The organism is Zobellella maritima (genome assembly GCF_003075035.1).
GTDB lineage: Bacteria > Pseudomonadota > Gammaproteobacteria > Enterobacterales > Aeromonadaceae > Oceanimonas > Oceanimonas maritima.
This window is the reverse complement of sequence record NZ_QCZE01000003.1, coordinates 26,193-38,380: the sequence shown is the minus strand read 5'-3', so window position 1 is coordinate 38,380 and position 12,188 is coordinate 26,193. Positions and strand designations below refer to the sequence as shown.

Sequence of the window (12,188 nt, the reverse complement as noted above, 5' to 3'; positions counted from 1 at the left end):
ATGGAGACTCATTGATGTCTGACGTGATGAAGAAATTTCTGGCCATGGAATCGGCCAGCGGCATTCTGCTTATTCTGGCTGCAACGGCAGCCATCCTGATCGCCAACAGTGGCTTCGGCGATCTCTATACTGCCTTCTTGAATACCGAGGTTCAGATCCGCGTCAACAGCTTGAACCTCGACAAGTCTCTGCTGCTGTGGGTCAACGATGGTCTGATGGCGGTGTTCTTCCTGCTGATCGGCCTTGAAGTCAAACGAGAACTGATCGAAGGGGCCCTGTCCCGCCGTGAGCACGCCATTTTTCCAGCCATGGCTGCCCTGGGGGGCATGGTCTTTCCGGCCCTGTGGTTCCTGGCATTCAATGCCCTCGATCCCGAGGCTCGCGCTGGCTGGGCCATTCCTGCTGCTACCGATATCGCCTTTGCCCTGGGGGTCATGGCCCTGTTGGGTAAGCGGGTACCGATCAGCCTGAAGGTGTTTCTGCTGGCACTGGCCATCATCGATGACCTGGGGGCCATCCTGATCATCGCCCTGTTCTATAACCATGGGCTGTCGCTGCCCCCCCTGGGAATTGCCCTGCTGGCGATCATCGGCCTGCTGCTGCTCAACCGTTTTCGGGTCGGCAGCCTGCAGCCTTACCTGCTGTTGGGGCTGATCATGTGGGTGGCGATCCTGAAATCCGGCGTGCATGCAACCCTGGCCGGGGTGATGCTGGGCTTCCTGATCCCCCTCTATAACGACAAGAGCTCCCCCCTGAAGAAACTGGAGCATGCGCTGCATCCCGCCTGTGGTTTCATCATATTGCCGTTGTTCGCCTTTGTGAATGCGGGGGTTTCTCTGGAGGGGCTGTCGCTGAGTGATGTAACCTCAACTGTGCCGCTGGGGATCATGCTGGGGCTGTTGCTCGGCAAGCCGATGGGTATCTTCCTGGCCAGCTGGCTGTCGGTCAAATACCGGATTGCCCAGTTGCCGACCGGTGTGACCATGCCACAGATCTTTGCGGTGTCTGTGCTGTGCGGTATCGGTTTTACCATGTCGATCTTTATTGCCTCGCTGGCCTTCGGTAACAATCCGGAGCTGGCCAACCTGTCACGGCTGGGGATATTGATTGGCTCTACCTCGGCGGCGCTGATAGGTTACGGCATACTGTACCTGGTTTTGCCCGGGGCCAAGAAACGCAAGCTGCAGATGCAGGCCGTTTACTGATTGTTCAGGGCGTCAACCTGGCGCCCCTTCTATTGTCATACCAAGCCGGGTATTCAAACCCGGCTTGTTTCATTAAGATGGTGCTATCGCGGATTGGGAGAAGGTCTCTTGTCACACCTGAATTACAACCATCTCTATTATTTTTGGATGACCCAGAAGAAAGGCTCGGTCACCAAGGCCGCCGAAGCCCTGTTTCTTACGCCGCAAACGGTAACCGGTCAGATCCGCCAGCTGGAAGAGCGATTGGGCGGCAAGCTGTTCAATCGCAAGGGGCGGCAGCTGGAGGCCAGCGAACTGGGTCAGTTGGTATACCGCTATGCGGATCGCATGTTCAGCCTGTCCTACGAGATGCTGGATATCGTCAATTATCGTAAAGAAGATCATCTGTTGTTCGAAGTCGGTATTGCCGATGCCCTGTCCAAACGGCTGGCCAGCCGGGTGCTGTTGTCGGTGATCCCCAACGACGGCTCTATCCACCTGCGCTGTTATGAATCCACCCATGAAATGTTGTTGGAGCAACTGAGTCAGCACAAGCTGGATATGATTTTGTCCGACTGCCCAGTGGATTCGGCCCAGCATGCGGGCTTGCTGTCAAAGAAACTGGGTGAGTGTGAAATCGGCTTTTATTGTCGAGAACCTTTACCAACCAAGCCTTTTCCCGCCTGCCTGGAAGAGCGCCGGCTGTTGATCCCGGGGCGACGGACGGCCATGGGACGCCAACTACACCATTGGCTGGAGGTGCAGGGGCTTAAACCCCAGATCCTGGGGGAATTTGACGATGCAGCGCTGATGAAGGCGTTCGGTTTTTTCAACCAGGGGATTTTTGTGGCACCGGCCATCTATCGGGATGCGATACTGCAGTATCAGCCGGTGGTGGAGATAGGACGAGCCGAGGAGCTGAAGGAAGAGTATTATGTGATTTTTGCCGAGCGTATGATCCAGCACCCGGCGGTCAAGAGGCTCTGTGAAAGTGACTTTTCCAACCTGTTCTCGGGCCTGGATGACTTTTCGACGGTTACGGTGCCGCCCACCTTCGATAGTGAGTGGAGCTGACGGTAGTACTATGGATAGGGTAATGGCGGTTGATATCGAGAAAATGGAAGCCAATGCAGCCGATGCGGTCCGGCTGTTGAAGGCACTGGCCAACGAGCGACGGCTGTTTATCCTGTGCCATCTGCTTGATAAGGAGCTGTCGGTCGGCGAAATGAACCTGCATCTGGGACTGAGCCAGTCGGCCTTGTCACAGCACCTGGCCATCTTGCGCAACGATCGGCTGGTACGTACCCGTAAGGAGGCGCAGACAGTCTATTATTCGCTGCAAAGCGATGAGGTGCGGGAGCTGATTGCCCTACTGCACAGGCTGTACTGCAAGCCGTAGCGGCTAGCGGCGAATGGTAGACAATAAAAAACCGGCCTGAGCCGGTTTTTTCGTTCGCAGCCGATCAAGCGCTGTTACAGGGCTTTGATCTGTGCGTTCAGACGGCTCTTGTGACGAGCAGCTTTGTTCTTGTGGATCAGGCCTTTGGTAGCCATGCGATCCAGCAGAGGCTGAGCTGCATCGAAAGCTTTTTGAGCGTTTGCTTTGTCACCGCTGGCGATGGCAGCTACGACTTTCTTGACGTAGGTACGCACCATAGAGCGGCGGCTGGCGTTGTGCTTACGACGTTTCTCTGCTTGAAGCGCGCGTTTCTTAGCAGATTTAATGTTAGCCAAGGTAAAACTCCTAAAACTGTCTTAGCGAGTGTTCTTAAAAGGCCGAGGAATATGCCTTTTTCACCGCTGATTGTCAATTGATTTGTGCAAATAAACACCGCCCTGTGACAAGGCACGGGGAGGGGGTTAAACTGTCGGCCGATTCTAGCAGCATTCGCCTGCTTTCAGCAATTTTCTTGCCACGAGGTTTTCATTTTGAGTAAGGCGCTTTTGCGATCCGGACTGATAGTGTCCGCTATGACGCTGGTTTCCCGGGTGTTGGGACTGGTGCGTGATGTGGTGATTGCCAACTTGATGGGGGCGGGGGCGGCGGCGGATGTCTTCTTCTTTGCCAACCGTATTCCCAACTTCCTGCGCCGCTTGTTTGCCGAAGGGGCCTTCAACCAGGCCTTCGTGCCGGTGATGACCGAATACAAGCAGACCGGCTCTATTAAAGACACCCAGGACCTGCTGGCCGTGGTGTCCGGTACCCTGGGGTTGATCGTGACCCTGGTGACCCTGGTGGGGGTTCTGGGCTCTTCCGTGTTGACCATGCTGTTCGGGGCTGGCTGGTTTATGGAATGGCTGAGTGACGGACCGGAGGCGCACAAGTTTGAGCTGGCTTCCCTGTTGCTGAAAATCACCTTCCCCTATCTGTGGTTTATCACCTTTACCGCCATGGCCGGCGCCGTACTGAATACCTATGGCAAGTTCGCCGCTTCCTCCTTTACGCCGGTGTTTCTCAATGTTGCCCTGATCGCAGCGGCACTTTGGCTGTCGCCGAACATGGCGCAGCCAGAGCTGGGCCTGGCCATCGGCGTCTTTGTCGGCGGTGCGATCCAGTTCCTGTTCCAGTTTCCGTTTCTTGCCCGGCTCAAGCTGGTAGTGCGGCCGCGCTGGGCCTGGCACCACCCCGGCGTGGTGAAAATCCGGACCCTGATGATTCCGGCCCTGTTCGGGGTTTCGGTCAGCCAGGTCAACCTGCTGTTCGATACCATGCTGGCCTCCTTCCTGGCCACCGGCGCCATCAGTTACCTGTATTATTCCGATCGGCTGCTGGAGTTCCCCCTGGGGCTGTTCGGCATCGCCATCGCCACCGTGATCCTGCCGGCACTGTCGAAACGTCACGTCGATGAGTCCCATGACGGCTTCGCCAGCACCATGGACTGGGGGGTACGTATGGTGCTGCTGATGGGGTTTCCCGCCATGCTGGGGCTGCTGGTATTGAGTGAGCCCATGTTGCGGGTATTGTTTATGCGCGGGGAGTTTGGTATTACCGAGGTTGCGGCGGCGGGGCGCAGCCTGCTGGCCTATGGCCTGGGATTGCAGGCCTTTATGCTGATCAAGGTGCTGGCGCCGGGGTATTACGCCCGTCAGGACACCCGTACCCCGGTCCGGTTTGGTATTATCGCCATGGTGGCCAATATGGTATTCAACGCCATCCTGATCTTTCCCCTGGGCTACGTTGGCCTGGCCCTGGCGACCGCGCTGTCGGGGATACTCAATGCCGGCCTGCTGGCCTATGGTCTGCATCGACGCAAGATATACAGCCCCAGCCGGCAAACCGGCCTGTTTACCCTGAAGGTGGTGCTGGCGGGGCTGGCCATGGCGGGACTGCTGGCCTGGCTGTCACCGGCACTGACCCAGTGGGCCCAGTGGAGCCTGCTGACAAGCAGCCTGCATCTGCTGGGTTATATTCTGGCCGGTGCGGTTTGCTATGGTATCGTGTTGCTGTTGGTCGGGGTGCGGGCCAGGGATTTTAAAACCTTGTAGCAAAGGCTGATCCTGTGGACCTGCTGATGTATAATCCGCCGATTTGCAGGGGCCTTGAGCGAGATTTATGGAGCTTATTCGCGGCATACATAATGTAAAGCCCTGGCACAGTGGCTGTGTGCTTACCATCGGTAACTTTGATGGGGTACACCTGGGCCATCAGGCTGTGCTGGGTCGGCTGACCGAACAGGCCAGGCGCCTGGGGGTGCCTGCCTGTGTTATGGTGTTTGAACCCCAGCCCCAGGAAGTGTTTTCAGGTAAGGCATCACCGTCCCGGCTGACCCGGCTGCGGGAAAAATACCTGCAACTGGCCAGGCTGGGTATCGATCGCCTGTTGTGTGTGCGTTTCAATGCCGCCTTTGCCGCCCAATCGCCCGATGAATTTATTCGTGGTCTGCTGGTCGACAAGTTGGGGGTGCGTTTCCTGGTGGTGGGCGATGACTTTCGTTTCGGCAGGGACAGGGGCGGCGATTTTGAACTGCTGACCCGCGCGGGGCGCGCCTTTGACTTCGAGGTGGTCAGTACCCAGAGCTGGTGCCTGAACAGTCAGCGGGTGAGCAGTACCCTGATCCGCGAAGCCCTGGCACGGGATCAGTTGAAAGAGGCCGAACGCATGCTGGGGCGGCCCTTCAGCCTGTACGGCCGGGTCGCCCACGGCAACAAGCTGGGGCGAACCATTGGTTTCCCCACCGCCAATGTGGCGCTCAAGCGCCAGGTGGTACCGGTGTCCGGCGTCTATGCGGTGGAGATGAAGGTAGCGGGGGGGCGCTGTTATCCCGGTGTGGCCAATGTGGGCCACAGGCCGACCATCAGCGGCACACATCCCCAGCTGGAAGTCCACCTGTTTGATTTTACAGGCGATCTGTATGGCCAACAGGTGGAAGTAGAACTCCGCCATAAATTGCGGAATGAGCAAAAATTCGCTTCCTTTGCGTTGTTAAAGGAGCAGATTCAACGTGATGCGATTGCCGCCCGACGACTATTCGGGCTGACCGTGTCAGAACAGGACGGAATGTAGGATCCATGAGCGACTATAAAAATACCCTGAATTTGCCCGAAACGCAGTTTCCCATGCGCGGCAACCTGGCTCAGCGCGAGCCGGAGATGCTCAAGCGCTGGTATGAGCAGGACCTGTACGGCGCGGTACGCAGTGCCAAGGCCGGCAAAAAGCCGTTTATCCTGCACGATGGCCCTCCCTACGCCAACGGCAATATTCACATCGGTCACTCGGTCAACAAGATCCTCAAAGATATCATCGTTAAATCCAAGGGCCTGGCCGGCTACGACTCCCCCTATATTCCGGGCTGGGACTGCCATGGCCTGCCCATTGAGCTGAAGGTCGAAGGCAAGGTCGGCAAGCCGGGCGTGAAGGTGTCGGCCGCCGAGTTCCGCGAGGCCTGCCGCGCCTACGCCAAGGAGCAGATAGCAGCCCAGAAGGCCGATTTTATCCGCCTGGGCGTACTGGGTGACTGGGACAACCCCTACCTCACCATGAACTTCGATACCGAGGCCAACATCATCCGCTCGCTGGCCAAAATCATCGATAATGGTCATCTGCACAAGGGCTCCAAGCCGGTGCACTGGTGTACCGACTGTGGCTCGGCCCTGGCCGAAGCGGAAGTGGAATATGAGGACAAGCGATCGCCCGCCATCGATGTGCGTTTCCAGGCGGTGGACGAAGCCGCCGTGGTTGCCAGCTTCGACTGTGCCGAACAACATACGGGCCATGGCCCCGTGTCTGCGGTGATCTGGACCACTACCCCCTGGACCCTGCCCGCCAACCGGGCGGTGGCACTGCATGCGGAGCTCAATTATGCTTTGGTGCAGGTGGAAGGCGAACACCCCGAGCGTCTTATCCTGGCCGCCGATTTGGTCAAGGACGTGATGGACCGCGCCGGTATCAGCCATTATCACAACCTGGGTTACTGCCAGGGGGCTCGTCTGGAGCTGAAGCGTTTTCAGCATCCTTTCTACGAGTTTGATGTGCCGGCCATCCTGGGCGAGCATGTCACCACCGACTCGGGCACCGGCGCCGTGCATACCGCCCCCGGTCATGGTCAGGAAGACTTCGTGGTCGGTCAGCAATACGGTCTGGAAGTGGCCAACCCGGTCGGCGGCAACGGCGTTTATCTGTCCGATACTCCCTTGTTTGCCGGCCAGCATGTGTTCAAGGCCAACAATGCGGTGGTCGAGGTACTCAAGGAGCGTGGCGCCTTACTGCACCACGAGGCCTATACCCATTCCTACCCCCATTGCTGGCGTCACAAGACACCAATCATTTTCCGTGCCACACCCCAGTGGTTTATCAGCATGGAGCAGGCCGGTCTGCGCGGTCAGGCGCTGGACGAAATACGCAAGGTGCAGTGGGTACCCGAATGGGGCCAGAATCGCATCGAGGCCATGGTGGAAAACCGCCCGGACTGGTGTATTTCCCGTCAGCGTACCTGGGGTGTGCCCATCGCCCTGTTCGTGCACAAGGAAACCCAGGCCCTGCATCCCCGTGCCACCGAGCTGATGGAAGCCGTCGCCCAACGGGTGGAGCAGGCCGGTATCCAGGCCTGGTGGGACCTGGACCCCGCCGAGCTGCTGGGGGCCGAGGCCGACCAGTACGAAAAGGTGCTCGACACCCTGGATGTGTGGTTCGACTCGGGCTCGACCCATTCCTCGGTGGTCGATGCGCGGCCCGAGTTTCAGGACCATCCGGCGGACATGTATCTGGAAGGCTCGGATCAGCACAGGGGCTGGTTCATGTCCTCGCTGATGATCTCTACCGCCATGAAGGGCCATGCGCCCTACCGTCAGGTGCTGACTCATGGTTTTACCGTCGATGGTCAGGGCCGCAAGATGTCCAAGTCGGTCGGTAACGTGGTCAGCCCCCAGGAAGTGATGAACAAGCTGGGAGCCGACATCCTGCGCCTATGGGTGGCGAGTACCGACTATTCCGGCGAGATGACGGTGTCCGACGAGATCCTCAAGCGCTCCGCCGATGCCTATCGGCGGATCCGCAACACCGCCCGTTTCCTGCTGGCCAACCTGAACGGCTTCAACCCGGCCACCGATATGGTGGCACCCGCCGATATGGTGGTTATCGACCGTTGGGCTGTGGGCCGGGCCAGAGCCATTCAGCAGGACATAACCAAGGCCTATGACGAGTACAATTTCCATCAGGTGACCCAGAAGCTGATGCAGTTTTGCTCGGTGGAGATGGGCTCCTTCTATCTGGATGTGATCAAGGACCGCCAGTATACCGCCAAGGCCGATGGCCTGGCCCGCCGTTCCTGCCAGACCGCGCTCTACCATATTGCCGAAGCCCTGGTGCGCTGGATGGCGCCGATTATGAGCTTTACCGCCGACGAGATCTGGGCGCAGCTGCCCGGAGAACGGGACACCTTTGTGTTTACCCAGGAATGGTACCAGGGTCTGTTCGGCCTGGCCGAAGGCGAAGCCCTCAATGATGGCTGTTGGGCCGAGCTGCTCAAGGTGCGTCAGGCGGTCAACAAGGCGCTGGAGAGTGCCCGTAACGACAAGGTGATCGGCGCCGCGCTGGAAGCCGATGTCACCCTGTTTGCCGATGAAGCGTTGAGCTCGGCACTGGCCAGGCTGGGTGACGAACTGCGTTTTGTGATCCTCACCTCCAGGGCGGCGGTACGTCCGTTGGCCGAGGCCGAGGGTGCCGCCGATACCGAACTGGCCGGCCTCAAGCTACGGGTAGCCAAGAGCGAAGCGGCCAAGTGCGGTCGTTGCTGGCATCATGTGGATGATGTGGGCAGCCATGCGGATCATGACGGCATCTGCGGCCGTTGCGTCTCCAATGTGGCCGGAGACGGCGAAGTTCGCCGTTTTGCCTGATGAAAGCCGTGTTTAACAGCGGCCTGCGCTGGTGGTGGCTGGCCCTGGTGGCTATCCTGCTCGATCAGCTGAGCAAATGGTTGACGGTCAATTACCTGGACTATGGTTATCCGGGGGTGCAACTCGCCCCCTTCTTCAACCTGGTGCACGTCTATAACCCCGGTGCGGCGTTCAGCTTCCTGGCCGATCAGGACGGCTGGCAGCGCTGGTTTTTTGCCGGTCTGGCGGGTGCCGTGACCATTATGCTCAGTATCTGGATGTATAAAGCGCCCAAGTCAGCCCGCTGGCTGCCGGCAGCCTATGCGCTGATCATCGGCGGTGCCCTCGGCAATGTGATCGACCGATTGGCACTGGGTCACGTGGTTGATTTTCTGGATTTCTATGTGGGCAACTGGCACTGGCCCGCCTTTAATCTGGCCGACAGCTTTATCTTTGTGGGCGCGGCCATGATTATTATCGACAGTTTCAAGAAGGATACCCCCCAATGAGCAAGCAAATTGCCGCGGACAGCCGGGTGCTGTTTCATTTCACCATCAAGCTGGAAGACGGCTCGGTGGCCGACAGCACCCAGCTGCACGGCAAGCCGGCCAGGCTGCAGATGGGGGATGGCAGCCTGACCCCCAGCTTCGAGGCCTGCCTGTTGGGACTGGAAGAAGGGACCAAGACCAGTTTCGAGCTGGGCCCGGATGATGCCTTCGGCCCGGTCAATCCCAACAATATCCACCATATGGAACGCAGCCGTTTTGCCGCCGATCTGGAACTGGAAGAAGGGGCCATTCTGTCCTTTACCCAGCCCAACGGTGCCGAAATGCCGGGGATCATTCGGGCTGTGGCCGGCGATTCGGTCACCGTCGATTTTAACCACCCGCTGGCCGGCCATAATGTGACCTTTGAAGTTGAGATCCTTGCCGTTGAGCAAGACGGAGCCTGACATGAATATCTTACTCGCCAACCCCAGAGGCTTTTGTGCCGGCGTCGATCGGGCCATCAGCATCGTTGAAAGCGCCCTGGAGAAGTTCGGTGCCCCCATCTATGTGCGCCATGAAGTGGTGCACAACCGCTATGTGGTGAATAAGCTGAAGGATGCGGGTGCGGTGTTTGTGGACGAACTGGAGCAGGTGCCGGACGGTAATATCGTGATCTTCTCCGCCCATGGGGTTTCCAAAGCGGTGCGTGAAGAGGCCAAGCGGCGCGAGCTGAAGGTGTTTGACGCCACCTGCCCGCTGGTGACCAAGGTGCATATGGAAGTGCACAGGGCCAGCAAGAAAGGCATAGAAACCATACTGATCGGCCATGCGGGTCACCCGGAGGTAGAAGGTACCATGGGCCAGTATGAAAGCGCCGAGGGCGGCATGTATCTGGTCGAAAACCCGGACGATGTGGCCAAGTTGCGGGTGAAAAATACCGAGAACCTGACTTTCGTGACCCAGACCACCCTGAGCGTGGACGAAACCTCCGAGGTGATCGACGCGCTGCGGGCACGTTTCCCCACGATCGAAGGGCCGCGCAAGGATGATATCTGCTACGCCACCCAGAACCGTCAGGACGCGGTACGTGAGCTGGCCGCCAAGGTGGATCTGCTGCTGGTGGTTGGCTCCAAGAATTCCTCGAATTCCAACCGGCTGCGCGAGCTGGCCGAGAAGATAGGCACCCGTGCCTACCTAATCGACTGTGTGGAGATGATCGATCCGAACTGGCTGGCCGATGCCGGCCAGGTGGGGGTCACCGCCGGCGCCTCGGCCCCTGAGGTGCTGGTGCAGGAAGTGATCGCCCATCTGCAGTGCCTGGGTGGCAAGACGGTCAGCGAGCATCCGGGACGGGAAGAGAATATTGTCTTTGAGGTGCCGGCCGAGCTGAAGGTCAAACAGGTTTCCTGAGCCAAGGGTGTAGTGACCGAAGACAAGGCCTCCGATATCGGGGGCCTTCTTGTATCCCGGGCGTGATGGTTGGTTGCCATAGTAATCCCTTTGCCCTGCCTTTGCAGAGCAACCAAATAGATCAGTTATGTAATCTGTGTGCTGTTACCTGGATGGGGATTACTGCCAGCAGGCCGCCGGCGCCTTGCTGTTGCTCCGGGTCAGAGTCAGGGGGCTGCAGCTGGTGGCGCCTTCCTTGTCATTCAGCTGGCTGCCCTTGGCGGTGGCGGTCACCGTATAGCTGCTGCCGGAGACAGTGGCGCTGTAGGTGTAATCGGCCGTGCTGGTCGGGTTGATCAGGTTGGAGGCGGCGCTGGTGTAGCTGGGGTTCGAGATGCGCCATTCCTCCTGTTTCAGTTGCATGCTATAGAGGGCCTGTATCGCCTCCACCCGCTTGCTTTTCAGCAGGTAGCTGGAAAAGGACGGATAGGCCACGGAGGCCAGAATGGCCATGATGGCGACCACTATCATCAGCTCTATCAGGGTAAAACCGGTACTCTTTTGCATCTGACATTCCTTGTCTAAAGCCCCGATATGAACCAAGCTTAGTATCGATTGAGTATCGTCGCCGGACAATTTGGGGACAGGGAGGGAGCCGATGAAAAAGAGTCAATCGGGATTGACTCTGATCGAGCTGCTGGTCGGCATGCTGGTGCTGGCCGTGCTGCTGTCGATCGCCGTGCCCAGCTTTCAGACCCTGCGTCAGCAATACACGGTGCGCAGCGCCGGCATGGCCATCTATGCGGATCTGCAGCTGGCGCGCAGCGAGGCTGTGCAGCGTAACAAGGATATTACCGTGTGCTTCAGTGGCTCGGGCACGGCCAACTGGAGCTACCAGATTAATGATTTGGTGGATTCAAGCGACTGTTCAGGCGGTATCAACGAAATCATTGAATCAACGAACAGCCAGCATTATCCGGTGGTAACCCTGACCTCCTCTTATGGTCACCTGACCTTCAAGCCACGCAGGAATACCCTGACGTCGGGCAATGTCACCCTCTCCAACGGCAGCCAGAGCATGCTGGTGAAAACCTGGAACAACAGCATTATCAGAACCTGCTCAGATAGTGACTTGCTGGGAGTGCCCGCATGCTGAGTCGCAATAAAGGTGCCGGCTTTTCGGTGGTGGAGATGCTGGTGTCGCTGGTAGCTGGCCTGGTGGTGTTGGCCGGGGGAATTTCCCTGTTCACCACTGTGGTGGTCTCGGGCAATACCACCCTGATGCTGTCGCGGCTGAATCAGGATATGCAGGCGGTGGGCGATATCATCAGCCGTGATCTCCAGCGGGCGGGCTACCATCCCAGTGCGGCGGAAGATATGGCGCAGGGCACGCCTCCTTCTTCGGCCAAGTCGACCAAATATGTCTTTTCGGTTGCGGATGATCTCTATGTCGCATCGGGCGCCAGCGCCGCGCATTGTATCCGTATCAAGTATTGGGAAAGCGAAACTTCTCCCGCCACACCAGTGGTGCGAGTCTACGGCTATGATGCGGCCAATAAGGTGCTGAAGGTAACAACAAACTATAACGAACCGACCAGCGCGGCCCTGAGCAGCGGCGACTGCAGTAGCGGCAGCAAGCTGGTGTCGGACGATGAGGTGCTGATCGACGGCTTGAGTTTTGAGCTGGTGTCCGGCAGCAGTGCGACCGGCATGCGAGCCATCGAGGTTGATATTACCGCCTCCCATGCCAGGAAGCCGGCGTTGTCCATGAGCCTGCAACGTCAGGTAAAACTACGTAACGACGGGTATTAAT

At 58.4% G+C, this 12,188-nt stretch carries 13 protein-coding genes; 11 read left to right on the top strand and 2 right to left on the bottom strand.

The features are described 5' to 3' along the window. Positions 1-14 precede the first annotated feature (14 nt). From nhaA to DCS96_RS14180, 3 genes are all read left to right on the top strand, one after another. A complete protein-coding gene (gene nhaA / locus DCS96_RS14190; protein WP_116475068.1) occupies positions 15-1,205 on the top strand; it encodes a Na+/H+ antiporter NhaA in 1,191 nt (396 codons plus the stop codon). 108 nt (positions 1,206-1,313) lie between these two features. After that, positions 1,314-2,258, top strand: a complete 945-nt coding sequence (nhaR, locus tag DCS96_RS14185; RefSeq protein ID WP_116475067.1) for a transcriptional activator NhaR — start codon at positions 1,314-1,316, stop codon at positions 2,256-2,258. 22 nt (positions 2,259-2,280) lie between these two features. Then, positions 2,281-2,583, top strand: coding sequence for an ArsR/SmtB family transcription factor (locus tag DCS96_RS14180; RefSeq protein WP_198650089.1), 303 nt, complete (start codon positions 2,281-2,283; stop codon positions 2,581-2,583). Positions 2,584-2,657: 74 nt separating this feature from the next. On the opposite strand, the gene rpsT is transcribed toward DCS96_RS14180, so the two are convergent. Next, complete coding sequence (gene rpsT, locus DCS96_RS14175) at positions 2,658-2,918, bottom strand: 30S ribosomal protein S20 (RefSeq protein WP_116475065.1); 261 nt, start codon at positions 2,916-2,918, stop codon at positions 2,658-2,660. A 195-nt stretch (positions 2,919-3,113) separates the two neighbouring features. Here rpsT and murJ point away from each other — a divergent pair, with 195 nt between their 5' ends. The 6 genes from murJ (at position 3,114) to ispH (ending at position 10,396) form a co-directional block, all read left to right on the top strand. Next, on the top strand, positions 3,114-4,670 hold the full coding sequence (gene murJ, locus DCS96_RS14170) for a murein biosynthesis integral membrane protein MurJ (protein ID WP_116475064.1): 1,557 nt from the start codon (positions 3,114-3,116) through the stop codon (positions 4,668-4,670). A gap of 67 nt (positions 4,671-4,737) precedes the next feature. After that, the gene (gene ribF, locus DCS96_RS14165; RefSeq protein WP_116475063.1) at positions 4,738-5,688 is read left to right on the top strand and encodes a bifunctional riboflavin kinase/FAD synthetase; all 951 of its coding nucleotides are present in this window, start codon (positions 4,738-4,740) and stop codon (positions 5,686-5,688) included. 5 nt (positions 5,689-5,693) lie between these two features. Beyond that, positions 5,694-8,519, top strand: a complete 2,826-nt coding sequence (gene ileS / locus DCS96_RS14160) for an isoleucine--tRNA ligase (RefSeq protein ID WP_116475062.1) — start codon at positions 5,694-5,696, stop codon at positions 8,517-8,519. Then, positions 8,519-9,007 carry a signal peptidase II gene (gene lspA, locus DCS96_RS14155; RefSeq protein ID WP_116475061.1) on the top strand — a complete coding sequence of 163 codons (489 nt, stop codon included), beginning with the start codon at positions 8,519-8,521 and terminating at the stop codon, positions 9,005-9,007. Before ileS ends, lspA begins: the two co-directional genes overlap by 1 nt. Beyond that, complete coding sequence (fkpB, locus tag DCS96_RS14150; protein WP_116475060.1) at positions 9,004-9,450, top strand: FKBP-type peptidyl-prolyl cis-trans isomerase; 447 nt, start codon at positions 9,004-9,006, stop codon at positions 9,448-9,450. The genes lspA and fkpB overlap by 4 nt, the downstream gene beginning before the upstream one ends. Before the next feature lies 1 nt (position 9,451). After that, positions 9,452-10,396 carry a 4-hydroxy-3-methylbut-2-enyl diphosphate reductase gene (ispH, locus tag DCS96_RS14145; RefSeq protein ID WP_116475059.1) on the top strand — a complete coding sequence of 315 codons (945 nt, stop codon included), beginning with the start codon at positions 9,452-9,454 and terminating at the stop codon, positions 10,394-10,396. A 159-nt stretch (positions 10,397-10,555) separates the two neighbouring features. Here the strand turns inward: ispH and DCS96_RS14140 are convergent, their stop codons facing one another. Then, the gene (locus DCS96_RS14140) at positions 10,556-10,942 is read right to left on the bottom strand and encodes a type IV pilin protein (protein WP_116475058.1); all 387 of its coding nucleotides are present in this window, start codon (positions 10,940-10,942) and stop codon (positions 10,556-10,558) included. Between the two features lie 91 nt (positions 10,943-11,033). Between DCS96_RS14140 and DCS96_RS14135 the strand changes: the two genes are divergently transcribed. Then, positions 11,034-11,531: a GspH/FimT family pseudopilin gene (locus DCS96_RS14135; protein ID WP_116475057.1), complete on the top strand. Its 498-nt coding sequence runs from the start codon at positions 11,034-11,036 to the stop codon at positions 11,529-11,531. After that, positions 11,525-12,187, top strand: coding sequence for a PilW family protein (locus DCS96_RS14130; RefSeq protein WP_116475056.1), 663 nt, complete (start codon positions 11,525-11,527; stop codon positions 12,185-12,187). Before DCS96_RS14135 ends, DCS96_RS14130 begins: the two co-directional genes overlap by 7 nt. Position 12,188: the final 1 nt, after the last annotated feature.

What these genes read in the sequence shown, in the direction of transcription:
- nhaA (WP_116475068.1), top strand. Translation starts at nt 15, where the DNA reads ATGTCTGACGTGATGAAGAAATTTCTGGCCATGGAATCGGCCAGCGGC.
- DCS96_RS14180 (WP_198650089.1), top strand. Translation starts at nt 2,281, where the DNA reads ATGGCGGTTGATATCGAGAAAATGGAAGCCAATGCAGCCGATGCGGTC.
- ribF (WP_116475063.1), top strand. Translation starts at nt 4,738, where the DNA reads ATGGAGCTTATTCGCGGCATACATAATGTAAAGCCCTGGCACAGTGGC.
- ileS (WP_116475062.1), top strand. Translation starts at nt 5,694, where the DNA reads ATGAGCGACTATAAAAATACCCTGAATTTGCCCGAAACGCAGTTTCCC.
- lspA (WP_116475061.1), top strand. Translation starts at nt 8,519, where the DNA reads ATGAAAGCCGTGTTTAACAGCGGCCTGCGCTGGTGGTGGCTGGCCCTG.
- fkpB (WP_116475060.1), top strand. Translation starts at nt 9,004, where the DNA reads ATGAGCAAGCAAATTGCCGCGGACAGCCGGGTGCTGTTTCATTTCACC.
- ispH (WP_116475059.1), top strand. Translation starts at nt 9,452, where the DNA reads ATGAATATCTTACTCGCCAACCCCAGAGGCTTTTGTGCCGGCGTCGAT.
- DCS96_RS14140 (WP_116475058.1), bottom strand. Translation starts at nt 10,942, where the DNA reads ATGCAAAAGAGTACCGGTTTTACCCTGATAGAGCTGATGATAGTGGTC.
- DCS96_RS14135 (WP_116475057.1), top strand. Translation starts at nt 11,034, where the DNA reads ATGAAAAAGAGTCAATCGGGATTGACTCTGATCGAGCTGCTGGTCGGC.
- DCS96_RS14130 (WP_116475056.1), top strand. Translation starts at nt 11,525, where the DNA reads ATGCTGAGTCGCAATAAAGGTGCCGGCTTTTCGGTGGTGGAGATGCTG.